The organism is Streptomyces tamarix (genome assembly GCF_032423885.1).
GTDB lineage: Bacteria > Actinomycetota > Actinomycetes > Streptomycetales > Streptomycetaceae > Streptomyces > Streptomyces tamarix.
This window is the reverse complement of record NZ_JAWCTQ010000006.1, coordinates 136,418-160,831: the sequence shown is the minus strand read 5'-3', so window position 1 is coordinate 160,831 and position 24,414 is coordinate 136,418. Positions and strand designations below refer to the sequence as shown.

Here is a 24,414-nt window from a genome sequence, read left to right as displayed (position 1 = left end):
CATGAGCGCTGTCACCAATACGACCACCATCGGCGCGATCGACGCGCCGAGCCGCCGCAACACCGAGCTGATGCTGCTCGGCTTCGCCGTCGCGATCCCGGTCTTCGCGTACCTGAACGTGGGCCTCGCCCTCGACGGCGAGGTCCCCGCGGGCATGCTGGGCTACGGCCTGGGCCTGGGTCTCCTCGCGGGCATCGCGCACCTGCTGGTGCGCCGCTTCGCCAAGTACGCCGACCCGCTGCTGCTGCCGCTGGCGACGCTGCTGAACGGCCTGGGCCTGGTGCTGATCTGGCGCCTCGACCAGTCGCCGCGGCTGATCGCCGACTCGATCCGGGCGTACGGCAGCCACAGCGGGGACGCCCCGAAGCAGCTGATGTACTCGGCGATCGGCGTGGCGCTGTTCCTGCTGGTACTCGTGTTCCTCAAGGACCACCGGGTGCTCCAGCGCTACACGTACATCTCCATGGTCGTGGCGATCGTCCTGCTGCTGCTGCCGCTCGTCCCCGGGCTCGGCACGGACAGCTTCGGCGCCAAGATCTGGATCAGGATCGGTCCGTTCTCCATCCAGCCCGGTGAGTTCGCCAAGATCGTCCTGGCGGTCTTCTTCGCCGGGTACCTGATGGTGAAGCGCGACGCGCTCGCCCTGGCCAGCCGTCGCTTCATGGGCCTCTACCTGCCCCGCGGCCGGGACCTCGGCCCGATCCTCACCATCTGGGCGCTCAGCCTGGCCATCCTGGTCTTCGAGAACGACCTCGGCACGTCGCTGCTGTTCTTCGGCATGTTCGTCGTCCTGCTGTACGTGGCGACCGAGCGGACCAGTTGGATCGTCATGGGCCTGCTGATGGCCGTGGGCGGCGCGGTGGCGGTCGGCTCGTTCGCGACGCACGTCCAGTCCCGTGTGGCCGCCTGGCTCGACCCCTTCGAGTGCCTGAAGACGGCCCCCCCGGACACGAACATGGCCTGGGCCTGCGACCAGATGACCCAGGTCCTCATGTCGTTCGGCTCCGGCGGCACCATCGGCACCGGGCTCGGCCAGGGCAACTCCGACCTGATCAAGTTCGCCGTCAACTCCGACTTCATCTTCGCCACCGTCGGCGAGGAGCTGGGTCTGGCCGGTGCCATGGCCTTCATCCTCCTGTACGGCCTGATCGTCGAGCGCGGCCTGCGCACCGCCCTCGCGGCCCGCGACCCCTTCGGCAAGCTCCTCGCGACCGGCCTCTCCGGCGCCTTCGCCCTCCAGGTCTTCGTCGTCGCCGGCGGTGTGATGGGCCTCATCCCGCTGACCGGCATGACGATGCCGTTCCTCGCGTACGGCGGCTCGTCCGTGATCGCCAACTGGGCGCTGATCGCGATCCTCCTCCGCATCAGCGACACCGCGCGCCGCCCCGCGCCCGCCCCCGCTCCCAGCCCCGACGCCGAGATGACCCAGGTGGTCCGACCGTGAACAAGCCCCTGCGCCATATCGCGATCTTCTGCGGCCTCCTGGTGCTCGCGCTGCTCCTGCGGGACAACTGGCTCCAGTTCGTCCGCGCCGACGAGCTGAACTCGCACGAGCGCAACAGGCGGGTGACGATCGAGCGGTACGCCTCGGTCCGCGGCGACATCATCGTCGACGGCAAGCCGATCACCGGTTCCGTCGACTCGAAGGACCCGCTCTACCAGTACAAGCGCACCTACATCGACGGCCCCATGTGGGCCCCGGTCACCGGGTACGCCTCGCAGGCGTACGGCTCGAACCAGCTGGAGAAGCTGAACGACTCGATCCTGACCGGCAACGACGACCGGTTGTTCTTCGACCGCACGCTCTCGATGTTCACGGGCGAGCAGAAGAAGGGCGGCAACGTCGTCACGACCCTCAGCGGCGCCGCGCAGAAGGCCGCCTACGAGGGCCTCGGCAAGAAGAAGGGCGCCGTCGCGGCGATCGACCCGCAGACGGGCAAGATCCTCGCGCTGGCCTCCACCCCGTCGTACGACCCGGGCTCCTTCGCCGGCTACCAGGCCGCCGACGAGAAGGCGTGGGTGGCGCTGGAGAAGGACAAGGACAAGCCGAAGCTGAACCGCGCGCTGCGCGAGATCTACCCGCCCGGCTCGACGTTCAAGGTCCTCACGGCCGCCGCCGCGATCGAGAACGGCAAGGTCAAGGACATCAACGCGCCGACGGACACGCCGGAGCCGTACTACCTGCCGCTGTCCACGGTGCCGATGAAGAACCACGCGAGCGGCTGTGAGAACGCCACCCTGAACTACGCGATGGAGGTGTCCTGCAACTCCGTCTTCGCGAAGCTCGGCGACGAGGTCGGCCGCGACAAGATGGCCGAGATGGCGGAGAAGTTCGGCTTCAACAACCCGGAGATCGACACCCCGGTCCGCGCGGCCGCCTCCGTCTACGACCGGAAGATGGACCGCGGCGGCAACGCCCTGTCGTCCATCGGCCAGTTCAACACGGCGACGACGCCGCTCCAGATGGCCATGGTCACCGCCGCGATCGCCAATGACGGCAAGCTGATGAAGCCGTACATGGTCGACCACCTCGTGGCTCCGAACCTCGACGTCATCGAGAAGAACGAGCCCGAGGAGATGAGCCGCCCGATGTCCCCGGAGACCGCTCAGCTCGTCCAGCAGATGATGGAGAACGTCGTCGAGAACGGCACGGGCGGCAAGGCCGCCATCCGCGGCGTCACGGTCGGCGGCAAGACCGGTACGGCGCAGCACGGCGAGAAGAACAAGGCCCGCCCGTACGCCTGGTTCATCTCCTACGCGAAGACGGACAGCGGCTCTCCGGTCGCCGTCGCCGTGGTCGTGGAGGACTCCGACGCGACCCGCGACGACATCAGCGGCGGCGGCCTGGCCGCGCCGATCGCGCGCGACGTGATGAAGGCGGTACTCGACAGCCGGAGGTGACGGCGATGCCTGTGTACCGGTCCCGTATCAGCTTCCGGTACCGGACGGATCGGCTCCCCGTGGCCGGTAGCCTTTGCGCGAACAGCACACCGCCGGACCACACACACGGTTGCGGCCGGGACTGACGGAGAGGGCTGGAACAGTTATGGATGAGCCGCGTCGCCTCGGCGGCCGGTACGAGCTGGGCTCGGTGCTCGGCCGTGGTGGCATGGCCGAGGTCTACCTCGCCCACGACACCCGGCTCGGCCGCACCGTCGCCGTGAAGACGCTGCGGGCCGACCTGGCCCGCGACCCGTCCTTCCAAGCCCGGTTCCGCCGTGAGGCCCAGTCGGCCGCCTCGCTCAACCATCCGGCGATCGTCGCCGTGTACGACACCGGCGAGGACTACGTCGACGGCGTGTCCATCCCGTACATCGTGATGGAGTACGTCGACGGGTCCACCCTGCGTGAGCTGCTCCACTCCGGGCGCAAGCTGCTGCCCGAGCGCACGCTGGAGATGACGGTCGGCATCCTCCAGGCCCTGGAGTACTCGCACCGCGCGGGCATCGTCCACCGCGACATCAAGCCGGCTAACGTCATGCTGACGCGCACGGGCCAGGTCAAGGTCATGGACTTCGGCATCGCCCGCGCGATGGGTGACGCCGGCATGACCATGACGCAGACGGCCGCCGTGATCGGCACCGCCCAGTACCTCTCCCCCGAGCAGGCGAAGGGCGAGACCGTCGACGCCCGCTCCGACCTGTACTCCACCGGCTGCCTGCTGTACGAGCTGCTGACCGTCCGCCCGCCGTTCGTCGGCGACTCCCCGGTCGCGGTCGCCTACCAGCACGTGCGGGAGGAGCCGCAGCCGCCGAGCGTCTTCGACCCGGAGATCACGCCGGAGATGGACGCCATCGTCCTGAAGGCGCTCGTCAAGGACCCGGACTACCGCTACCAGTCGGCCGACGAGATGCGCGCCGACATCGAGGCGTGCCTGGACGGCCAGCCGGTCGCCGCGACGGCCGCGATGGGCGCCATGGGCGCACCCGGCGGCTACGGCTATCCGCACCCGGACCAGCAGACCGCGGCCATGCACTCGGCGGACCCGGGCGCGCAGACGTCGATGCTGCCGCCGATGAACCCGGACGACGGCGGATACGGGTACGACGACCGGGGCGCCGGGCGCCGCCGCCAGCCGCAGAAGAAGTCGAACCTCTCGACGATCCTGCTGGTCCTCGCGGGCGTCCTCGTGCTCGTCGGCGCCATCCTCATCGGGAAGACGGTCTTCAGCGACGACGGCGCGCGCCAGGTGACCGTCCCGAACCTCGTCGGGAAGACGTACGCGGACGCCGAGAAGACGGCCATCAGTTCCGGCGTCAAGGTGACCAACGCGGGTGGGGAGCAGTGCGACCAGCCCAAGGGCGCGGTCTGCCGCCAGGACCCCGTCGCGGACGGCACCGCGCAGATGGACGAGAACGGCACCATCAGCGTCTGGGTGTCGGCGGGCGCGGAGAAGGTCAAGGTGCCCACCGTCCTGGAGCAGTCCGAGGACCTGGCGACGACCACCCTCAAGAGTGAGGGCTTCACCGTCAAGGTGGAGACGCGGGAGTCGGAGAAGCCCGAGGGCACCGTCATCGAGCAGAACCCCGAGGGCGGCACGGAGCAGGAGAAGGGCACCGAGGTCACGATCACCATCGCCGTGAAGGGGAAGGTGCCCGTACCGAGGGTCATCGACAGCCAGTTCGACAACGCGAAGGCACAGCTGGAGACGTTGAAGTTCCGGGTGCTGCGGGAGGACGTGGACTCGGACAAGCCGGCGGGCCAGGTCGTCGACCAGAACCCGCAGGCGGACGAGCAGGTCTCCGAGGGCACCACGGTCACCCTGAAGGTGTCGAAGGGGCCGCAGCAGCAGCAGGTCGAGGTGCCCCGCGTCACCGGCATGCTGCTGGGTCAGGCGAAGCAGGTCCTCGCGCAGCGGGGCCTCCAGCTGGCCGTCTCCGAAGGCCCGGACAACGACGCGGTGTTCGTCGTCGACCAGGACCCCAAGCCGGGCAAGAAGGTCGACCCGGGCACGTCGGTCACCGTGAAGACCCAGGGCCTGGGCGGCAACGGCGGGAACGGCGACAACGGCAACGGCAACGGGAACGGCAACGGCGGGAACGGTGGCGACCAGGGCGGTGACGGCGACGGCGACAACGCCGGCTGGTTCGGCGGCGTGACCGGCGCGGCCTTCCGCTCCGAGCCGTAGACGAGCCGTAGCGAAGGCGCGGCCACCACAGGACACGGCGGAGGCCCGGCACCGAGGGGTGCCGGGCCTCCGCCGTGTCCGGCGCGGGCGGCCGGGCCTTCGCCGAGGCGCCGCCGGGGTGTGGCCCGGGTGTTGCCGGGGTGCCGCGGCGGCTCCGCGCCGCCGCGACGGGTTCAGCGCAGCTCGGCCGGCTTGGTCCGCTCGTGGTCGACCTTCTCCGTACGGACCAGCTCGCCCCAGACGATGTACCGGAAGTCGGAGGTCAGGATCGGTGTGCAGGTCGTGAGCGTGATGTACCGGCCCGGCTTGGTCCTGCCGGACTCCTTCGGGACGGGCTGGAGCACGTCCACGTTGAACCGGGAGGTCTTCGGCAGGGTCTCGTAGACCTTGTAGACGTACCAGGTGTCCTTCGTCTCGAAGACGATCGGGTCGCCGGTCTTCAGCTTGTGGATGTTGTGGAACTTGGCGCCGTGCCCGTCGCGGTGCGCGGCCAGCGTGAAGTTGCCGGTCTTGTCCTGCGGGAGGGCCGACTTGACGGGATCGGTGTAGTACCCGGCGACGCCGTGGTTGAGGACGTCCGGGCTGGTGCCCTCCTTGACCAGGACCTCGTCGCCGCCCATCGCCGGAACGTGGAGGAAGCCGAGGCCGCCCCGGGTGTCGAGGGCGCCGGGGCTCGTGTCGGTCCAGCTGTCGCGCACGGCGTCGCCCTGCTTGTCCGCCTCGCGGTCCGCCAGCACGTTCGTCCACCACAGCGAGTAGACGACGAACAGTCCCATCAGCACGCCTGCGGTGATCAGCAGTTCGCCGAAGACACTGATGACGCCGGCGATCCGGCTGCGCGCACGTGCCACAACATCTGTCCCGTCTTGAGGTGTCAGCCGGCGAGCGCGTCCGGTACGCCCTTGCTGCGCGGCCGTTCTTCGACCATCTTGCCCCACACGATCATGCGGTAGGTACTGGTGAACTCCGGGGTGCACGTGGTCAGCGTGATGTACCGGCCCGGACCGGTGAACCCCGAACCCTCGGGGACGGGCTTGAGCACCGAGACGTTCGACGGCGGGGTCTGCGGCAGGATGCTGGCCATCTCGTAGATGTAGTACGCCTCGCGGGTCTCGACGACGATGGGGTCGCCGGGGCGCAGCCGGTTGATGTAGCGGAACGGCTCGCCGTGGGTGTTGCGGTGCCCGGCGACCGCGAAGTTGCCCTCCTTGTCGGACGGCATGGCGGTCTTGAGGGCGCCCTCGGCGTAGTGGCCGGCCATGCCCTTGTCGAGGACCTTCTCCTTGTCGATGCCCTCGGCGACGGGCACGACGACGTCGAGCTTGGGGATGTGGAGTATCGCGAAGCCCTCGCCGGCCTCGAAGACGCCCGGCTCCCTGTCGGAGTCGCCCTTCGCCCAGTTCTGCGCGATCCGGTCCTTCGCCTTGTCGACCTCCAGACCGGCCTGGACGTTCGTCCACCACAGCTGGTACGCGACGAAGAGCAGCATGACCACGCCGAAGGTGATGAAGACCTCCCCCATGACGCGGCTGGCGATCACGCCGAAGCCGTCCTTCGCGGCGCGGGCGGCGCGGCGGGCCTCGACCCGGGACAGGGGCGCGCCGGTCGGGGCGGCCGTCGGGGGCGGGGACCCGGGGGCGCGGCGGCGACCGCCGCGGCCCTTCGCGGCGCGGCGCCTCTCGGCCCGGCCCCCGGTCCGCGGTTCCCCGGCGCCTCGCGGCGCGGGGACGGCCATCGGGTCGGCGGCCACGTCACCGGCCGTGTCACCGGCCGGTCCGGGGGTCCGGCGCGCGGCCGGGCCGGTGACGGGGAGCACCGCCGTCGCATCCGCGTCGGCACCGGCGGGCGGGGTGCCCGCCGCCCCGCGCGGGGCGTAGGGCCGCTCGTAAGGGCCCGGCTCGTCGTACCCCTGCGGGCGCGCGTACGCCTGGGAGGTGCCGTACGGCTGGGGAGCCTGGTGCGGCGGTACGGCGTCGAAGGGCGGTCGGGGCTCGGCGTACTGCTGGGGCACCGCGTAGGGGTCCTGCGGGCCGCCCTGGGCGCCGTACGCCCCGTGCCCTGCGTACGCCTCGGGCGCCGCGTACGCCTCGTACGGCGGCTCGTACGTCCCGGCCGGTCCCGGCGTCCCGGGAGGTCCGCCGGGCGGCGCGTACGGCTGCTGTTGCCACTCCTGGGGCTCCGGTACGGATCCGGGCACCGGCTCCTCCTGCCGCGGGGGCTGGTTCGTGGCCCGGAACCAGGGCGACCCCTCCGGGCCGCTCCCGGTCGCGTCGTGCTCCGGGCGCACGGGGGTCACGCGACGGCCTTGCCCACCACCGGCGCGAGGCCCACGGAGCGGCCGACCGCACCGGTGTCGCCGCACCGCTCCAGCCAGTTGGCGAGCATCAGGTGGCCGTGCTCGGTGAGCACCGACTCGGGGTGGAACTGCACGCCCTCCACGGCGTGCTCACGGTGCCGCAGCCCCATGATGATCCCGTCCTCGGTGCGCGCCGTGACCTCCAGGACGTCCGGCAGGGTGGCCGGTTCGGCGGCCAGCGAGTGGTACCGGGTCGCGGTGAACGGCGACGGCACCCCGGCGAAGACCCCCTGCCCCCCGTGGACGACGAGGGACGTCTTGCCGTGCAGCAGCTCGGGCGCGCGGTCGACGACACCGCCGTACGCCACGGCCATCGACTGCATGCCGAGGCAGACGCCGAAGACGGGGACGCCCGTCGCGGCGCAGTGCCGGACCATGTCCACGCAGACGCCGGCCTCCTCGGGCGTGCCGGGGCCGGGCGAGAGGAGGACGCCGTCGAAGCCGTCCTGGGCGTGGCCCAGCTCGACCGCGTCGTTGCGGACCACCTCGCACTCGGCACCGAGCTGGTAGAGGTACTGGACGAGGTTGAAGACGAAGCTGTCGTAGTTGTCGACGACGAGGATGCGTGCGCTCACTGACCGTCCACCGTCACATCGTTGAACGGAAGCAGAGGCTCCGCCCAGGGGAACACGTATTGGAAGAGCAGGAAGACGGCCCCGAGGACGAGCACGAGCGAGATCAGCCCCCGCACCCATGCGTTGCCCGGGAGATGCCGCCAGATCCAGCCGTACATGACGCCTGCCGTCCCTTCCGTCGATACCGCACCAGAGTACGGGGCGATCCCCTCCCGATGGGCCCCCTGTGGAAAACGCGGGCGCTCCGTGCTAAGCGGCCGGTCGCGCGTACCGCAGGTCCACCGTGCCCGCGTAGCCGGGCAGGGTCATCGCCCCGTGCTCCTCGACCTTCCAGCCCAAGCCGTACGCCTTCACGTAGAGCTGGTAGTTCTGGACCGCGGGGGAGGCGGCGAGGGCCTCGCGCAGCCTGCCCGTGTCGCCGACGGCCGTGACCTTGTAGGGCGGGGAGTAGACGCGGCCCTGGAGGATCAGGGTGTTGCCGACGCAGCGCACGGCGCTGGTGGAGATCAGCCGCTGGTCCATGACCCGGATGCCGCGCGCGCCGCCCTGCCAGAGGGCGTTGACGACGGCCTGGAGGTCCTGCTGGTGGATGACCAGGTCGTTGGCGTGCGGCTCGGGGTAGCCGGGGGCCGCCCTGGCGTCCGGCGGGGCGTCGTCGAGCGTGACCGTGAGGCCGTCGCCGGCGACCTCCGTGGTGCCCGCGGCCTTCTCCAGGGCGCCGAGCCGCGCGTCCTCGGCGCCGTTGGAGCCGTCGTCGCGGCGGGCCAGTCCGTCGACCTCGTCGCGTACGGCCGCCGTGGACTCCTCCAGCTCGGCGTTCTTGTCGCTGCGCTCCCGGACGAGGTCGGAGAGCCTCAACAGGGAGTCGTCCGTGCGGATGTTGGTGCCCTTGGCGGTGTGGAAGCTGGTGACGAAGATCAGGCCCGCGAGCGCGAAGACGGCAGCGGTCAGCAGCCGTACCGGCCGCCACCTACCGCGCCGGGCCGGCTCCGCGGGGGAGTCGGCGGAATTGCTCAACGTACCCTTATCTCCTTAGGCGTCGCGGAAGCACTACGCTAACGGACGCCTGGGCGAGGAGGCGGGCCACCTCGCTCTCAGCCCGTACCAGCAAAAGTCACCGTTTCCGCGCGGTCACGCAGCGCATCGACAGGAGAGTTCCTCGTGCCGAAGTCACGTATCCGCAAGAAGGCCGACTTCACGCCGCCCCCCGCCGCGAAGCAGGCGACCGCCATCAAGCTGACCAACCGCAGCTGGGTCGCTCCGGTCATGCTGGCGCTGTTCGCGATCGGGCTGGCCTGGATCGTGGTCTTCTTCGTCACCGACGGCACTCTCCCCATGGAGTCGCTGAGGAACTGGAACGTCGCCGTCGGCTTCGGCTTCATCGCCGCCGGCTTCGCCGTCTCGACGCAGTGGAAATAGCGGAGTAGCGGAAGGCCCTTCGCGCCGTCACACACCCGTCCGGGTTATCCACAAGGTTGTGCACAGCCGTGGAAAAGTTCAGACGATCTGTGGATAACTCACATGATGTTGATGGCGTCGTGACCGCTCTCCCCTCCACAAGCCTTCACCCCGGCCCCTCGCCGCACTGGAAACACCCAGGTCAGCGACGAGGGGCACAGGCGTTCCCGACGCCGTGCAGCAACGTCGTCACCGGCTGTGGACAACTCTGGGGAAAGCTTTTGCTCAGACGAGCGCGGTCGTCCTCATGACGACCATCACCACCGTCGCGGCCAGCACCAGCGCGCAGGCCCCCCACTGCAGCAGCGGGCGCTTCCCGCGCGGGCCGCTCACCATGCCGTACGCGATGACCGCCCCGGCGACCAGGCCGCCCAGGTGCGCCTCCCAGGCGATGACCTCCCGGAAGACGACCGTGATCAGCACGTTCAGCACGATCAGGCCCAGCACCGGCCGCAGGTCGTACCGGAGCCGGCGGAACAGCACGAACGTCGCGCCCATCAGTCCGAAGACCGCCCCGGACGCCCCCAGGGAGGGCTGGTTCGGCGCCACGATCGCATAGGTGAGCGCGCTGCCCGCGAGCCCGGAGAGCAGGTACAGCGCGAGGTAGCGGACCCGGCCGAGAGCCGCCTCCAGCGGCCCGCCCAGCACCCACAGGCCGATCATGTTGAAGCCGACGTGCCACACCTCCTGGTGCAGGAACACCGCCGTCAGCAGCCGGTACCACTCCCCGTCGGCCACCCCGACCACCCGGAACAGCTCCGGGTCGAAGGCGAGCCCGATCAGCACCAGTTCGTCGACGAGGCCCGAGAAGAACAGGCCGCCCAGGAACACCAGCAGGTTGATCCCGATCAGGACCTTGGTGACCAACTGCCGGTCGCCGCCGGCGATGGCTCCGCCCGCGATGTTCCGCGGTCGGGCGGCGTCCGGCCCGTGGCCCGTGCCCGATCCGTTCCGCACGCACTCGGGGCACTGGAAGCCGACCGACGCCCCGACCATGCAGTCCGGGCAGATCGGCCGCTCGCAGCGCGTGCAGCGGACGCCGGTCTCCACCCCGGGGTGGCGGTAGCAGCTCGACAACCCGTTCGGCGCCTGACCCTGCTCCATGGGGATCCCCTCGTCGTCGTGCGCGTACCAACGCCCCGCCCATCCTTACGGACGGGCGGGGCGGAAAGGTTCCCGGGGGAACCGGGGCGACCGCGGGTCGCCCGGGGCGTCAGCGCGTCTCGACCACGACGGACTCGATGACCACGTCCTGGACCGGACGGTCCGTGCGCGGGTTCGTCCGCGTGCCGGCGATGGCGTCGACGACCTTCTTGCTCGCCTCGTCGGTGACCTCACCGAAGATCGTGTGCTTGCCGGTCAGCCAGGTGGTCGGCGAGACGGTGATGAAGAACTGCGAGCCGTTGGTGCCCGGGCCGGCGTTGGCCATGGCCAGCAGGTACGGCTTGGTGAACGCCAGGTCCGGGTGGAACTCGTCCTTGAACTCGTACCCCGGGCCGCCCGTGCCGTTGCCCAGCGGGTCGCCGCCCTGGATCATGAAGCCGCTGATGACGCGGTGGAAGACCGTGCCGTCGTACAGCGGGGCGGTGGTCTTCTGGCCCGTCGCCGGATTCGTCCACTCGCGCTCACCCTTGGCGAGCTCGACGAAGTTCCGGACCGTGACCGGCGCGTGGTCCGGGAAGAGCCGGACCTCGATGTCGCCGTGGTTCGTCTTCAGGGTGGCGTAAAGCTGCTCGGCCACGATGTGCCTTCCTTAGGTCTTCTCTTACGCGTCCGATCCTCGCACGGAAGCCGCGGCGGGGGACAAAAGCCGGGAGGGTCGCACGGGAATGCCCCGGATGCCCGCACCGCATGCCGACCGCGATCCACCGGGGCATGATTTCCAAAACGGCGGAAAGGTGAGGTATCGAACCGCCACCGAGGAGGAGGATCCCGTGACCCGCATGGACAGCGTGCGCGCCGCCACCGATTCGGCCAAGGAGAGCGTGCTGCACGCCGCGGACGTGGTGGCGCCCTACGCCGGCGCGGCCAGGGAACAGGCCGCGCATTACGCGCGCGAAGCACGCGTCAGGATGGCGCCGAAGGTCTCCAAGGCCACCCAGCAGGCCCGTGTCCAGTACGGCGTGTACGTCGCGCCGCACGTACCGCCGAAGCTCGACGCGGCCGCGCACCGCGCCGCGCACCACACCCGCAGGGCCGCACGTCAGGCCGCCTACTACACCGCGCCCCGGCTGGAGCTGGCGAGGGCCGCGGCGGGTCCCGTACGGGAGGAGGCCGTGTCCCGTTCGACCGCCGCCCTCGCCGCGCTGCGCGGCCAGGTGACGGCGGAGGAGGTCAGGAAGCTGGTCCGCCGGCACGAGCGCCGCGCCCGCACCAGGCGGACGGTGCGGGGGATCGCGGTCCTGGGCGTGGTCTTCGGCGGTGCCGTGGCCGTGTGGAAGTGGTGGGACAACCAGGCCAACCCGGACTGGCTGGTCGAGCCCCCCACGGAGGTCTCCGAGGGCGCCACGCTCACGTCGGTCGACGGCAGCGAGCCCGCCACGGCGAGGGCGGAGGCCGGCACCGAGATGATCGAGGACGGCACGGTCGATGCGATCGAGAGGGAGAAGCCGGAGGACGGCGACGAGCTCCGTTGACCCCGGCGGACGAGGGACGGCGGTCGGCACGTCCGGTCGTCGGTCGGCGTACGGCCGGTCGGCGCGCGGTCAGACGGCGTACGGTCGCACGTCGGTTGGCGCACGGCCGGTCGGTGATCGGTGCGGCCGGTCGTCGGTCGGCGCGCGGTCAGACGGCGTACGGTCGGTCGTCGGTCGGCACGCGGTCGGTCCGTGACCGTCCCGCCGCCGGTTGCCGGCTAGCGCGCGGCGGTCGCGCCCGCGGGGACGGCCGCCTCGGCCTCCGCGTCGGTGCCCCCGCCGTCGGCCCGGTGGTCCGCCGCCAGGGCGCCGACGGTGGTCAGACGCCGCACGGCGGGGGAGGTGCCGTGCGCCTCGGCGTGGATCCGCTGCTTGATCGTGGGTGGCAGGGCCCGCGCGCGCGGCGCCCGCCGTCCTCGTCCGGCACCGATCCCGGGTGCCGCTGCGGTCCGCTGCGGCGGCAGGGCCACGGCAGCGGTACGGGCCGTACGGGCGGCGGTTTCGGCGCCGGCACCGGGGCGCCGGTGCGCGACGGGCGCCGCGGGCCTGAAGGAGGCGAGGAGCCCGCAGAAGAAGGAGACGATCGCGGTCCAGAACTGCTTGACCTTGCCGGCGGCCATGGCCCCTCACTTTCCCGACGTGTTGCGGATTGGTCGATCTACATACCTTTCTCATGATGTGTACGCATCTCGGGATCCGGGGGAGCGACGCCGTCCGCACGCGGATCTTCCGATGAACACCACCCGTACGGACCAGCCCGGCTTGCGCTTCCGCCTGCCGGGCCCCATGGCGCCGGTCAGTGGGCGTGGATCGAGCCCCAGGCGAAGTTCTGCCCGAACCCGGTGCCCGAACCTCCCGTGTACACCTGGTCGGTGGCGTAGTACGTCGCCTTCACGTCCGCGTTCGTGTTGATCCCCGTCTTGGTCAGCGCGGAGCCCCAGGTGCTCCAGATCACCCACGGGCTGCGGGTCAGCGCGTTCGAACCGCCCGCCGTGATCGGCACGTTGAACGTCTCCGCGAGCATCCGCGGCTTCGCGTAGCCGGCCAGCCCCGTGTAGCACGTGTGCGTGAGGTCCGAGGCGGCCGGCGCGTAGTCGTCGACGCCGACGACGTCGACGAGGTCGGCCCCGGGGTAGTAGTCCCACGGCACGTCGTCCCCCTGCGGCTTCCAGGCGTTGGGCGACCAGACGAAGACCAGGTTGTGCAGGCCCTTCGTCTTCACCAGGTAGTCGTACGTGATGCGCCACAGCTTCTTGTAGGAGGCCGGCGTCTTCCCTCCCCACCAGAACCAGCGGCCGTTCATCTCGTGGTACGGCCGGAGCAGCACGGGAACGTCCCACGCGGCGAAGTACGAGAGCGCCGCCGCGAGGAAGCGCAGGTCCGCGAGGAGCGCCCGGTACTCGGGGGTGTCCGACTCCCAGTCGACCACGCGGTCGAACCACGCCTGGTCGGTGGTGAGCGTGGCCACCGGATGGGAGGCGTTCCCGCCCGGGTGCTCCCCCTCGACCTGGGCGAGGACCCGGCTCCAGGACTTCGTCGGGGAGCCCGGGTACGGCTGGTGGAAGCTCATGCCCACGATCCCGGAGGCCGCGCCGCCGTTGGCGAGGGCCGCGGCGGTGCCGTCGGCCCGGACCATGGTGCCGTCCGGGTTGTACGTGCCGTCCGCCACGCGCGGCAGCCCCTTCCACACGCCGAAGGCGAGGTCGACGGCGTCGTCCGCGTACTGCCACTGCCGCTGCCCCGTCGACAGCCCCAGCGGCCGGTTGTAGGAGCGGTCCCCGTACGTCCCCCAGCCGGTCGCGCCGTACCCGGGTCCGAGGTCGATCTCGATGAAGCCGGACAGCTTGCCCGTGATGTCCCGGGCCTTCTTGTAGTAGTAGCCGGAGAACGTCGTGCCGCCCGTGTCCCCGTAGCTCGCGTTGTACAGCTCCTGCTGGGTCTCGATGTGCTGTCCGATGATCGTCATCGGGCGGTTCCCGGAGCGCGCGGCGTTCTCCAGCGACACCAGGTGGCGGTAGACCGCCCGCGCGTTCGCCGACGCCGCCGGGTCCCGGCCCGTCAGCGTGGGCGCGATGAGCGGGGCGGCGGCCCGCGCCACTCCCGGTACGGCGGACGCGGCGGCTGCGGCGCCGAGGGCGGTGACGAACGTACGCCTGCGCAAGGCTCGACCTCCGAGGAAGGGAGTGGATCTTCCCCAGGCTATGGCCGGGCCGGCTTCCGGGACAGGGCTGTGGTCTCCGTGGGGTCCGCGGCGGGCGGCGGTGGCGGGCCGCGGACGGGCCCGCCGCCGGACCGGCGCTCCCTCCGGGGCCGTCGCTCCCGGGACCCCCCGCCCGCGCCGGACGGGGCACGCGCCCTCTCCCCCCGCGCGGATTCGCTCCTGTGTGTACGCAATGCCGAGCACGCCGACCGGGCCCCGCGCGGTGCGCGCGTCCGCTCGCACAAAGAGGCCCCCCGGCCGCGTTTCCGCAGGCCGGAGGGCCTCTTGTCCTGTGGAGCCTAGGGGAGTCGAACCCCTGACATCTGCCATGCAAAGACAGCGCTCTACCAACTGAGCTAAGGCCCCGGAGACCGCCGGGCCCCGGCGGTCGCAGACCAGGGTACCGGGTGGCGGGGGGTGCACCGCAAAAGGATAAGGACTCCCCGTCGGCAACCGCCCTCCGTAAGATGCTCCGCGAGGTTCGCAGCAGCGAACCGAAGCGATGGGGAGACGCAATGGATGCTGCACAGCAGGAAGCGACCGCCAGAGCCAGAGAGCTCCAGCGCAACTGGTACGGGGAACCGCTGGGGGCGCTTTTCCGCCGGCTGATCGACGACCTCGGCCTCAACCAGGCCCGCCTCGCCGCCATACTGGGGCTCTCCGCCCCCATGCTGTCGCAGCTGATGAGCGGTCAGCGCGCGAAGATCGGCAACCCGGCCGTCGTCCAGCGCGTCCAGGCCCTCCAGGAACTCGCCGGCCAGGTCGCCGACGGCAGCGTCAGCGCCGTCGAGGCGACGGACCGGATGGAGGAGATCAAGAAGTCGCAGGGCGGTTCGGTGCTGACGGCGTCCGGCCAGGCCACCGCCGGCTCGGGCGCGCCCACGGTGCGCCGCGTCGTCCGGGAGATCCAGTCGCTGCTGCGCTCGGTCGCGGCGGCCGGCGACATCATCGACGCCGCCGACTCGCTCGCCCCCACCCACCCCGAACTGGCAGAGTTCCTCCGGGTGTACGGCGCCGGCCGCACCGCGGACGCGGTCGCGCACTACGAGTCGCACCAGAGCTGACGGCGGCGGACAGGGCGAGGGCGGCGACGGCACGGCGGCAGCGGCGGACCGCCGCGGCGGCGGACGGCGACGCGGCCACGGGACGGGGAGCGGTACAGCGCGATGGGCGAGGTCTTCGCGGGGCGGTACGAGCTGGTCGACCCGGTCGGGCGGGGCGGCGTGGGAGCCGTCTGGCGCGCCTGGGACCGGCGCCGCCGCCGGTACGTGGCGGCGAAGGTGCTCCAGCAGGGCGACGCGCACACGCTGCTGCGCTTCGTGCGCGAGCAGGCCCTGCGCATCGACCACCCCCACGTCCTCGCCCCGGCGAGCTGGGCCGCCGACGACGACAAGGTCCTGTTCACCATGGACCTCGTCGGCGGCGGCTCCCTGGCGCACGTGATCGGGGACTACGGCCCGCTGCCGACGCGGTTCGTCTGCACCCTGCTCGACCAGTTGCTGTCCGGCCTGGCAGCCGTGCACGCCGAGGGGGTCGTGCACCGCGACATCAAGCCGGCGAACATCCTGCTGGAGGCCACCGGCACGGGACGGCCCCACCTTCGGCTGTCCGACTTCGGCATCTCCATGCGCAAGGGCGAACCGCGCCTGACCGAGACCGACTACGTGGTCGGCACGCCCGGCTACTTCGCACCCGAGCAGCTCATGGGCGCCGAACCGGACTTCCCGGCCGACCTGTTCGCGGTCGGCCTGGTCGCCCTGTACCTGCTCCAGGGCCGGAAGCCGGACTCCCAGGCGCTCGTGGCGCACTTCCGGGCGCACGGCACGCCGGGCGCCCCCGCTGGTGTCCCCGAGCCGCTGTGGCAGGTCCTGGCGGGGCTGCTCCAGCCCGACCCGCAGGCCCGGTTCCGTACGGCGAACGGGGCCCGCAAGGCGCTGGCGTCCGCGGTGGAGCTGCTGCCCGACCCGACCGGTGAGGAGGAGCCGGTGGAGGTCTTCGACCAGCTCGGCCCGCTGCCGCCCGGGTACGGCCCGGACGGCCCCGCGCCCGTACCTGCGCCCGCGCCCGCGGACGTGCCGGCGCAGGGGCCGCCGTCACCGTCCGAGACGGGCAGCTTCCACCTGGCCCCGCCGCCCCAGCGGTCCCACCAGCCCTACCAGCCCCACCAGCACCGCCCCGTCACGCCTCCGTCCGCCGCGCCGCCCCAGTCGTACGGCCCGCACCCCGCAGCACCCCAGCCGTACGGCCCACCCCCTGCGGCGCCGCACCCCGCAGCACCGCACCCGACCTCGGCCGTGCCCCAGCACCCCGCCCCGACCCCGACTCCGGCCGCGCCCCACCACCCCGCCCCGGGCGCACCGGAACCGGCACCTGCCCCGGACGGGCGCGCGCCCGCCTCCGCGGCCGTCACGGCGCCCGCCCCCGTACCGGCTCCGCGCCGGCGGCCGGGCCCTCCGCGCGCGGTGGCGGTCCCGGTCGTGCTTCTGGCCCTGGTCTGCTACGCCGTCGGCATCTGGGCGCTCACCCGGATCTGAGCTACCGGCCCCGCGGCGGCCCGTGGCGCGTCGGCACGTCCGGCGACGGCAGCGCGGGCCCGCCCGGCGGGCCCGCCGAGCCCGCAGCGGGTGCCGTGTCCGCGCGCCGCCGCGCCAGCACGGCCCACCCCCCGAGGGCGAGCAGCAGCACCGTCCCGGTGCCGAACCCGCCCGCCGCGACGAGCCGCATCGTGCCGGTGTCCCCCGTCCGCGGGCCGCTCTCCCCGTCGGCCGCCGCCCGCCGGTCGTCCCCGGTGACGGTGAAGATCCCGGCCGGACCGGCGTACGGCGGCGCCGCCCCGGCCTCGCCCTCGACGTTGACGCGCAGGGTCAGCCCGTACGGCTTCTGGCCGAACTCCTCCCCGACCTCCGGGTGGAGGCTGACGCGCAGGTAGTACCAGCCCGCGAAGCGGAGGCCGCTGATCCTCGTGTCGGAGCTGAAACGGTTCTCGTACGCCACCGGCGGCAGCGGGTCGAGGGCCGTCGACTTCTGCCTGCCGTCGTACGACAGGGAGTCCTCGCTGTCGACGAGACCGAGCGCCGGGTTGTACAGCGACACGGGCAGCGCGCTGCCCACGAAGCCGTCGCCGGCCGAACTGCCCAGGTCCGCGCTGACGAAGAGCTGCTGGCCCCAGTCGACGGGGACGCGGTAGAAGCGGCTCTCGCCGGGCTCGACGCGGTCGGTCCACTCGCCCTCGGTGAGGCCGGGCGCGTCAAAGAAGCCGGAGCCGCCGGCCCGCTCGCGGGGCCCGTCCGCGGGCGGCTCGGGCGAGGCGCTGGGCCATTTCCCTGGCGCCGCGGTCGGGCCGGACTCCTTCAGTCGGGGCTCCAGGACGTACCGGAGCTCCAGTTCCCAGGGCTCCCCCGACGACGTCTCCCTGCCGTCGCGCTCGACGACGGCGTAGTACGGCCCGGCCTCCTGGCACAGCGACCGGCCGGGGCCGAGCGTGCGGTCGGCGTACGCGGCGATCGGCCGGGCGAACTCGGCGGAGCCGAACCGCGTGGTGGCCGTACCGCAGACGGAGCCGTCCCGGTCCTGGAGGGAGACCTTCAGCCCGTCCTGGAACGAGAGCTCGGCGCCCGGCGGCGGTACGGCGACAACGGAGACGTACGCGTGGCTGACGGCGTCCAGGTCGACGCGGTAGACCAGCTCGCCGTCCCGGGGGAGGGCGTCCCTGTGGACGGTGCCGGCGGCCAGCCGGGGCGCGTCGCTCGTGGTCGAGGAGCCCTTGACCGTCCGGGCGTCCTCGGCGAAGGCGTACGGGGCGGGCTCACCGGCCGCGGGCACACCGTCCGCCAGGGCCGGAGGCACGGACAGGCCGCAGGCGAGGACGGCCGCTCCGACCGCCGCCACGCCGCTCCGCACGATCCGGACCCACGCCGCCACGCCGCCCCGCACGATCCGGGCCACCGCCTCGCTGCAGCCCCTCTTCGCGCGCGTAGCCCCCGACCCGCGCCCCACCGCTCCCACGGCCCCCGCGCCGCGGCTCCAGCCCCGCCCGTACACGCGCTTCCCCCCGTCGTCTCCCGGCCGCACCATCCTGCCCGGCGGGCCCCGTCGCTGTCCGTGGATCCGCTTGCGGACCGGCCCCCGGACGGGGAACCGGCCACGCTCCCCGCCCGCCCACCGCGGATTCGCGCCGGCGAACTCAGCGGCGGGGTCGCCACGGTCCCGCAACGGAGAAGGGCCCCGGCCGCATTCTCAGCGGCGGGGCCCTTCACGCATGTGACGCGCTCACGAACCTGCGGGCACGGAGTCGGTCGCCTCCGTCCACAGATCCTGCTCGGCGCGATCCGCCTGGATCTGGCGGTACACGAGGAGCCCGCCGATGGCGGCCAGTGCGACCAGGAGAAGCTTCTTCACCGCGCGACCTCGTCTTTCGTTGACGTAGGGGACCTTATGGCGCCCGACTATACACACCAACCGATATCAATCGGTGACCTAGCTCCGGACGACAGTACGACACCGTCCCGACGCGTCAGGGGGACGTCCGCAGGAATCCGGATAACGCCGAAGGCCCCGGTCTCTCAACCGGGGCCTTCGATTCTGTGGGGCTAACAGGATTTGAACCTGTGGCCTCATCCTTATCAGGTCGATCATCAGGTCCATCGACCTCGATGAAGCGCTGTCCTGCTCTGGATGATCAGCCGCTCATGGGCGCCTGTGATCGGTGTGGTTCGCCCTTGTTGGTGTCAGACACTGATGTCACGGACTAGGTACATCATCAGTGCACTGGAGAAGATGCCGATCACTCTGCGTCTTGATGACGCTCCGTCCCATGGTCCCGCCGGTTCCGCAGGTATTGCGCGACCTGCTTAGCAGTCATGATGAGGACACCTGACACACTCGCGGCAGCGATGTTGACCAAGAAGTCGTACAGGAAGCCTTCCACTTCATCTCCGTAGGCAGCTCGAAGCTACCCACCGGATGAGCGGGCTTTCGCGAACGTCGGCTAGCGATCAACCGACTGGAAGGTCACCCCGTCCTCGCACAGGGGTCACAACCGTGACTAGGTCATGGTAGCAGTGAGATGTCGAACTCGCCCTGCCCCGCTGCGGACACCGCCTCCAGCAGCGACCACCACTTATTGGCCTTGATCTGAGGCGTCCGGCCGCACCGCGGGCAGATGAAGACGTACGAATCTCGTCCTATGAACGACCCTGGCTTCGCATCCCTCATCGGGGGCGCGAAGTGCTCAAGGGCGTACCCCATGCCCCGATCACTCGCGTGCAGGCGCGCCGTAGTCAGCCGTATGCGCCGATGCTGGCCTCGATCTGTACAGGTGATCGCAACGAAGACGCGCTCTTCCTCTTCATCCACGCTCCAAGCGTAGGAGGGGCCGGTGAGCGGCCCGCCCCCTCAATCCACCACCCACCCCAGCTTCCATCCCGTCCGCCGTCGACCCACACACCGTGGAGCGGGCGCGGTGCCGGGCGTCCAGGTGGAGCGCCCAACTGGACGAACGACCTGGACGCCCGGTGCCGTGTCTGCTCGGCTCTGCCTGGGTCGACGGCGGACGGGATGGAAGCTCCCCGCGCACGCCCCTACGGACCCGCGGCCGGGGACGGCGCCCCCGCCATCCCGGTGCCGGCCGATCCCCCGCCGGAGGCATTCGCTTTGACCGTGTCCGTGCGAACGGTGCTCGACTCATGGCCTTCGGGCCCTATCCACGTGTGGGCGGGCGTCGGCGCAGCCCGCGCGGAGCGGGCCGAAGGCAGGAGCGTCGCGCGGAGCGGAGCCGGGAGCCCGCCCGGCGGAGCGGAGCGCAGCCGGGGCTTGATGAGGTAGAGAAACCCGTAACAACCCCGAGGTGATCAGGCGTCGAAGTCGTACTCCAGCACGTAGGCGGCGGAGTCGAGCACCATCTCGTTGACCTCGACAGGGCGGCCTTCGTCGGCGAACGCGGTTCGGCAGATCAAGATGACAGGGGTTCCTGCCGCCAGTTGCAACTGTGCGGTCTCGTCTTGCGACGGCATGCGGGATCGGATCTCTTCACGGAAGTGCACAGGCTTGTAGCCCAGTTCTGCCAGACGTGCGTACGTTCCACCCGGCCCCGTGTCCTCCTGGGTGATCGCTGAACCAGCGACCAGCGCAGCCGGAAGGTACGACGTCGCTAGCAACACGGGCTTGCCGTCCAAGACGAAGCGTCGGCGCCTCACACACACCGAATCGGTCTCGCCGCAATCGAGCACGGGGGCCACGTGATCAGGAGCCCGCTCTTCGGTGACCCTCACGTGGTCGACCACTAGGGTCCTTTCCCCGATGTCTGCGGACCAGATCGATCGGCCACCGCCCCACCGCTCCCGCGCCAGGCGCTGGATACCTCGCCGCCGCAACGGCTGGAAGGCGCGGACGAAAACGCCTGCACCCTTACGGGCTTCCACAAGTCCCTCACGCTGGAGGACCCCAAGGGCCTGGCGTGCAGTCATTCGCGCGACTTCGTACTGGGCCATGAGGTCGTTCTCACCGGGCAAGCGATCACCGGGGCCATACGTGCCCGAACGAATCGCGTCCTTCAGGTCACTTGCGATTCGCTGGTACTTCGGCTGCCGGTCGCTGCCGTTGGTGGCCATAAGACGGACTCCCTCTCCTCTCTAGACATCCTAGGCTGCGTGAGTCGACTAGCGCAGCTTCAGACGCGTGCCCGCTTCTCACACCGCCAACCGTTGACATCTCTAGAGAGATAAGCTTCTCTAGAGATGTCATCCTGAGGATGGCATGAAAGAGCGGCGCCCTCTACCGCCAAGCAGATGCGCCGCTCCCCCAGTCCCTTGAAGGGAGCTTCCATCATGCCTGCGATGCCCGCTATCACGTACAGCGCGTCGGTCGTTCCGGTCGTGTCGGATGTCTGTGGTGACTGCGCCGGTTCGCTGCTCACCTCGGACGACGGTTCGATGACCGGCCTTCCCGGTGAACTAATCCCCTGCGGCTGCACGGTCCCCGATGGCCCGCAGTGCTCCTGCCAGGTGATCGGTTGGCCGTTGAACGACGGCTTCACGGGCTGGATCGAGCTGTCCCGTACCGAGCTGCGCACCGCCCCCGAGGACGCCCCGGTCTACCGGCCCTGCCCGAAGCACAACGTCGCCGCCCGTATCGCTGCCCGCCTGGCGGTGGCCGCGTGACGGTCTTCCCCGTCGCCCCGAAGGCCGTGGCCGGTGTCGCGGCCTCCGTCGGCGTCGACGCCCTGACGCTGGCGGATCTGCTGCGGGTGGCGAACGCTCCGGGCTTCGAGCGGTGGCGCGAACAGGTCCGCCGAACGGGCGGCTGCTCGGACCCGATCCACCTGATGGGCCAGACCGTCACCCGCGACGCCCGCACCGGGCAGGTCCTCTACTCGTACTCGACCGCCGATGAGCCGGGGGGCCGGTTACGGGTCGCGTGCGGCAACCGCCGGGCCTCGCGCTGCCCCGCCTGCGCCTGGACCTATGCGGGGGACACCTACCACCTGATCCGCGCCGGGATCTCCGGCGACGAACGCAAGAACGTCCCCGCCACCGTCCGCGACCACCCTCGGGTCTTCGCCACGCTCACCGCGCCGTCCTTCGGCCCGGTCCACAACCGCCCCGCCTCCGGCCGCTGCCGCTGCGGCACCACCCACCCGGAGCACGATCCGGCCCTGGGCACGGCCTTGGACCCCGACCGGTACGACTACGCCGGGGCGGTGCTGTGGAACAACCACGCCGGGGACCTGTGGCGCCGCTTCACCATCTACCTGCGCCGCGAGATTGCCGCTCGCGCGGGCCTGACCCAGTCGGCCATGCGGGAGGTGTGCCGGGTCTCCTTCGGCAAGGTGGCCGAGTTCCAAAAGCGCGGGTCGGTGCACTTCCACGCGGTCGTGCGCCTCGACGGCCCGGACGGCCCCTTCACCTCTCCGCCAGCCTGGGCGACGGTCGCACTCCTCGACGCCGCGATCCGCGCCGCCGCACAACGGGTCACCGTGCCGGTGGCCGCATCCGGGGACTTCCCCGCCCGAGACCTGCGCTGGGGCGACCAGGTCGACGTGCAGCCCATCGGCGCCCTCGGCCATGAGGAGCTGACCGAACAGGCGGTTGCCGCGTACGTGGCGAAGTACGCCACCAAGGCCGCCGAGACCACCGGCACCATCGACCGCCGCATCGGGGAGCTGGCCGAACTCGACAAGCTGCCCCTGCCCACCCACACCCGGCGCCTGATCGAAGCCTGCCGGGACCTGGACGACGCCTATCCGGATCGGCTGCTGGCCCGGTGGGCGCACATGCTCGGCTTCCGCGGCCACTTCTCCACCAAATCCCGCGCCTACTCCACCACCCTCACCGCCCTACGGCAGGTCCGCGCCGACTACCGCGCCGCCCAAGAACGCCGCGAACGCGGCCTACCCGACCCCGACGACGACCCGGAGGGCTCCACGCTCGTGCTCGCCCACTGGACCTACGCCGGACACGGCCACAGCCCCGGTGAATCCTGGCTCGCCGCCACCATCGCCCGCGACATCCACACCAACCGCGAAACCGCCCGCGAAGCCCTGACCGACCTTCCCGACCACGACGACATGGGGGACTGGAATGCCTGACGAACTGCTGACCGTCCCGGAAGTCATGACCCGGCTCAAGATCGGCCGCACGGCCGTCTACGACCTGATCCGCACGCACCGGCTGCCCTCGCTGACCATCGGGCGCAGCCGACGCATTCCGGTGGAGGGCCTGCGGCAGTACCTCGCTTCGCGGCTCCAGTACGAGGAGGCTGCCTGATGGCGAAGCGTCGCCCCAACGGTGGGGGAACGATCACCAAGCGGAAGGACGGCCGCTATCAGGGCGCCGCCTACGTCACCAACACGGACGGCCACCGCGTCCGGAAGTTCGTCTACGGGGCAACGTACGACGAAGCCGCCGAGAAGCTGGGCAAGCTCCAGGACCAGGAGCGCAACGGCATCCCCGTGCCCTCCCGCTCGTGGACCCTCGGTGAGTGGCTGGCCTACTGGCTTGAGCACATCGTGGAGCCGGAGCGCGAGCACAACACCTACGCCAAGTACGAGTCGAAGGTACGGCTCTACCTGGTGCCTCACCTCGGCAAGAAGCCCTTGGTCAAGCTCACGCCTGCGCAGGTTCGCGCGTTCATGGCCACGCTGAAGCGTGAGGAGGTCGGTGCCGCTACCCGCTTCGAGGTGCTGCGCATCCTCCGGAACGCGCTCAACCGCGCCATCCGTGAGGAACTGCTGACACGGAACGTCGCGCTGCTGGTCGACATGCCCAAGGTCAGCAAGGACAAGGCCAAGCCGTGGGACGCGCGGGAGGCGATCACCTTCCTGCGGTCGGCTCGGGCGCACCGCTTCTACGCGGCCGGCGTCCTGGTGCTCGTCCTCGGGCTGCGGCGGAGTGAGGTGCTCGGCCTCCGCTGGCAGGACATCGACTTCGAGAATCGCCAGTTCACCCCGGTCAAACAGGTGCAGCGGGAGAAGGGCGTGGGCCTGGTGCTCAAGGACCTGAAGACGGAGTCCTCACAGGCCGTGCTTCCCCTGCCGGAGTTCTGCGCGCGTGCCCTGGAGGAGCGTCGGGAGCTCCAGGAACTGGAGCGCAGGATCGCGGGTGACACCTGGGCGCAGAAGCCCGACCATGACGTGATCTTCTCGTCCGAGCATGGCGGGCTGACCGACCCGGTGGGCTTCTCCCGGACCTTTGACCGCCTGGTGACCCGGTCGGGTGTACGCCGGATCACGGTCCGCCTCGCCCGGCACACCTGCGGCACGCTGCTCGCCTTCCTGAAGGTGCACCCCAAGGTCGCACAGGCGATCCTCCGGCACAGCCAGATCAGCATGACGATGGACGTCTACACCCATGTGGTGGGCGACGGGGAGCGGGAAGCCGTGGCGATGCTCGCGGAGCTGCTGGAAGATCCACTCATCGGCTGATGTCACCCGTAGATGTCAAAGACCCCCGACCGAAACCGGCCGGGGGTCTTTGCACTGGTGGGGCTAACAGGATTTGAACCTGTGGCCTCATCCTTATCAGGGATGCGCTCTAACCAACTGAGCTATAGCCCCTCCGCGCTGC

Annotated in this window: 24 protein-coding genes and 2 tRNA genes; 11 read left to right on the top strand and 15 right to left on the bottom strand. The window is 70.9% G+C overall.

All coding sequences use genetic code 11. The annotated features are described in order from the left end of the window. Nucleotide 1: 1 nt before the first annotated feature. The 3 genes from RND61_RS07620 to pknB all read left to right on the top strand — a co-directional run bounded on the left by RND61_RS07620 (nt 2) and on the right by pknB (nt 5,128). The gene (locus RND61_RS07620) at nt 2-1,444 is read left to right on the top strand and encodes an FtsW/RodA/SpoVE family cell cycle protein (RefSeq protein ID WP_315877032.1); all 1,443 of its coding nucleotides are present in this window, start codon (nt 2-4) and stop codon (nt 1,442-1,444) included. Continuing rightward, nucleotides 1,441-2,901, top strand: coding sequence for a peptidoglycan D,D-transpeptidase FtsI family protein (locus RND61_RS07615; protein ID WP_315877031.1), 1,461 nt, complete (start codon nt 1,441-1,443; stop codon nt 2,899-2,901). The genes RND61_RS07620 and RND61_RS07615 overlap by 4 nt, the downstream gene beginning before the upstream one ends. A 145-nt stretch (nt 2,902-3,046) precedes the next feature. Next, nucleotides 3,047-5,128, top strand: a complete 2,082-nt coding sequence (pknB, locus tag RND61_RS07610) for a Stk1 family PASTA domain-containing Ser/Thr kinase (protein WP_315877030.1) — start codon at nt 3,047-3,049, stop codon at nt 5,126-5,128. Between the two features lie 173 nt (nt 5,129-5,301). On the opposite strand, the gene RND61_RS07605 is transcribed toward pknB, so the two are convergent. From RND61_RS07605 to RND61_RS07585, 5 genes are all read right to left on the bottom strand, one after another. Continuing rightward, nucleotides 5,302-5,979 carry a class E sortase gene (locus RND61_RS07605; RefSeq protein ID WP_315877029.1) on the bottom strand — a complete coding sequence of 226 codons (678 nt, stop codon included), beginning with the start codon at nt 5,977-5,979 and terminating at the stop codon, nt 5,302-5,304. Between the two features lie 23 nt (nt 5,980-6,002). Then, nucleotides 6,003-7,424 (bottom strand): class E sortase, encoded by a 1,422-nt coding sequence (locus RND61_RS07600; protein ID WP_315877028.1) that lies wholly within the window; start codon nt 7,422-7,424, stop codon nt 6,003-6,005. Continuing rightward, entirely contained in the window at nt 7,421-8,059 is a 639-nt protein-coding gene (locus tag RND61_RS07595; protein ID WP_315877027.1) for an aminodeoxychorismate/anthranilate synthase component II, read from the bottom strand. The genes RND61_RS07600 and RND61_RS07595 overlap by 4 nt, the downstream gene beginning before the upstream one ends. After that, nucleotides 8,056-8,217, bottom strand: a complete 162-nt coding sequence (locus RND61_RS07590) for a hypothetical protein (protein WP_315877026.1) — start codon at nt 8,215-8,217, stop codon at nt 8,056-8,058. The genes RND61_RS07595 and RND61_RS07590 overlap by 4 nt, the downstream gene beginning before the upstream one ends. A gap of 91 nt (nt 8,218-8,308) precedes the next feature. After that, nucleotides 8,309-9,076: a DUF881 domain-containing protein gene (locus RND61_RS07585; protein WP_315877025.1), complete on the bottom strand. Its 768-nt coding sequence runs from the start codon at nt 9,074-9,076 to the stop codon at nt 8,309-8,311. 144 nt (nt 9,077-9,220) lie between these two features. Between RND61_RS07585 and crgA the strand changes: the two genes are divergently transcribed. After that, nucleotides 9,221-9,478: a cell division protein CrgA gene (gene crgA / locus RND61_RS07580; RefSeq protein WP_023587669.1), complete on the top strand. Its 258-nt coding sequence runs from the start codon at nt 9,221-9,223 to the stop codon at nt 9,476-9,478. Nucleotides 9,479-9,742: 264 nt separating this feature from the next. On the opposite strand, the gene RND61_RS07575 is transcribed toward crgA, so the two are convergent. Next, nucleotides 9,743-10,621 carry a rhomboid family intramembrane serine protease gene (locus tag RND61_RS07575; protein ID WP_315877024.1) on the bottom strand — a complete coding sequence of 293 codons (879 nt, stop codon included), beginning with the start codon at nt 10,619-10,621 and terminating at the stop codon, nt 9,743-9,745. A gap of 109 nt (nt 10,622-10,730) precedes the next feature. After that, nucleotides 10,731-11,258, bottom strand: coding sequence for a peptidylprolyl isomerase (locus tag RND61_RS07570; RefSeq protein ID WP_315877023.1), 528 nt, complete (start codon nt 11,256-11,258; stop codon nt 10,731-10,733). Between the two features lie 193 nt (nt 11,259-11,451). Here RND61_RS07570 and RND61_RS07565 point away from each other — a divergent pair, with 193 nt between their 5' ends. Beyond that, a complete protein-coding gene (locus tag RND61_RS07565) occupies nt 11,452-12,153 on the top strand; it encodes a DUF5324 family protein (RefSeq protein ID WP_315877022.1) in 702 nt (233 codons plus the stop codon). Between the two features lie 218 nt (nt 12,154-12,371). Here the strand turns inward: RND61_RS07565 and RND61_RS07560 are convergent, their stop codons facing one another. The 3 genes from RND61_RS07560 to RND61_RS07550 form a co-directional block, all read right to left on the bottom strand. After that, nucleotides 12,372-12,773, bottom strand: a complete 402-nt coding sequence (locus tag RND61_RS07560) for a DUF6344 domain-containing protein (protein WP_315877021.1) — start codon at nt 12,771-12,773, stop codon at nt 12,372-12,374. A 176-nt stretch (nt 12,774-12,949) separates the two neighbouring features. Next, complete coding sequence (locus tag RND61_RS07555; RefSeq protein WP_315877020.1) at nt 12,950-14,314, bottom strand: glycoside hydrolase family 26 protein; 1,365 nt, start codon at nt 14,312-14,314, stop codon at nt 12,950-12,952. A gap of 332 nt (nt 14,315-14,646) precedes the next feature. Then, nucleotides 14,647-14,719, bottom strand: a tRNA-Ala gene (locus tag RND61_RS07550). A gap of 149 nt (nt 14,720-14,868) precedes the next feature. Between RND61_RS07550 and RND61_RS07545 the strand changes: the two genes are divergently transcribed. After that, nucleotides 14,869-15,417, top strand: a complete 549-nt coding sequence (locus RND61_RS07545; protein ID WP_315877019.1) for a helix-turn-helix transcriptional regulator — start codon at nt 14,869-14,871, stop codon at nt 15,415-15,417. Between the two features lie 102 nt (nt 15,418-15,519). Continuing rightward, entirely contained in the window at nt 15,520-16,887 is a 1,368-nt protein-coding gene (locus tag RND61_RS07540; RefSeq protein WP_315877018.1) for a serine/threonine-protein kinase, read from the top strand. A gap of 1 nt (nt 16,888) precedes the next feature. On the opposite strand, the gene RND61_RS07535 is transcribed toward RND61_RS07540, so the two are convergent. From RND61_RS07535 to RND61_RS07520, 4 genes are all read right to left on the bottom strand, one after another. Beyond that, nucleotides 16,889-18,298: a hypothetical protein gene (locus tag RND61_RS07535; RefSeq protein ID WP_315877017.1), complete on the bottom strand. Its 1,410-nt coding sequence runs from the start codon at nt 18,296-18,298 to the stop codon at nt 16,889-16,891. 324 nt (nt 18,299-18,622) lie between these two features. Next, nucleotides 18,623-18,751, bottom strand: coding sequence for a DLW-39 family protein (locus RND61_RS07530; protein WP_010467770.1), 129 nt, complete (start codon nt 18,749-18,751; stop codon nt 18,623-18,625). A 651-nt stretch (nt 18,752-19,402) separates the two neighbouring features. Then, a complete protein-coding gene (locus RND61_RS07525; protein ID WP_315877016.1) occupies nt 19,403-19,708 on the bottom strand; it encodes a hypothetical protein in 306 nt (101 codons plus the stop codon). 494 nt (nt 19,709-20,202) lie between these two features. Next, nucleotides 20,203-20,961 (bottom strand): GntR family transcriptional regulator, encoded by a 759-nt coding sequence (locus RND61_RS07520; protein WP_315877015.1) that lies wholly within the window; start codon nt 20,959-20,961, stop codon nt 20,203-20,205. Between the two features lie 225 nt (nt 20,962-21,186). On the opposite strand from RND61_RS07520, the gene RND61_RS07515 reads away from it, so the two are divergent. The 4 genes from RND61_RS07515 to RND61_RS07500 are packed head-to-tail and all read left to right on the top strand — an operon-like array spanning nt 21,187 to nt 24,272. Continuing rightward, nucleotides 21,187-21,510 (top strand): hypothetical protein, encoded by a 324-nt coding sequence (locus RND61_RS07515; RefSeq protein ID WP_315877014.1) that lies wholly within the window; start codon nt 21,187-21,189, stop codon nt 21,508-21,510. Then, complete coding sequence (gene repSA, locus RND61_RS07510; RefSeq protein WP_391653027.1) at nt 21,507-22,937, top strand: replication initiator protein RepSA; 1,431 nt, start codon at nt 21,507-21,509, stop codon at nt 22,935-22,937. Before RND61_RS07515 ends, repSA begins: the two co-directional genes overlap by 4 nt. Beyond that, nucleotides 22,930-23,115: a helix-turn-helix domain-containing protein gene (locus tag RND61_RS07505; protein ID WP_315877013.1), complete on the top strand. Its 186-nt coding sequence runs from the start codon at nt 22,930-22,932 to the stop codon at nt 23,113-23,115. Before repSA ends, RND61_RS07505 begins: the two co-directional genes overlap by 8 nt. After that, nucleotides 23,115-24,272, top strand: a complete 1,158-nt coding sequence (locus RND61_RS07500) for a tyrosine-type recombinase/integrase (protein ID WP_315877012.1) — start codon at nt 23,115-23,117, stop codon at nt 24,270-24,272. The genes RND61_RS07505 and RND61_RS07500 overlap by 1 nt, the downstream gene beginning before the upstream one ends. A gap of 55 nt (nt 24,273-24,327) precedes the next feature. On the opposite strand, the gene RND61_RS07495 is transcribed toward RND61_RS07500, so the two are convergent. Further along, nucleotides 24,328-24,404 (bottom strand) — tRNA-Ile (locus RND61_RS07495). Nucleotides 24,405-24,414 lie beyond the last annotated feature (10 nt).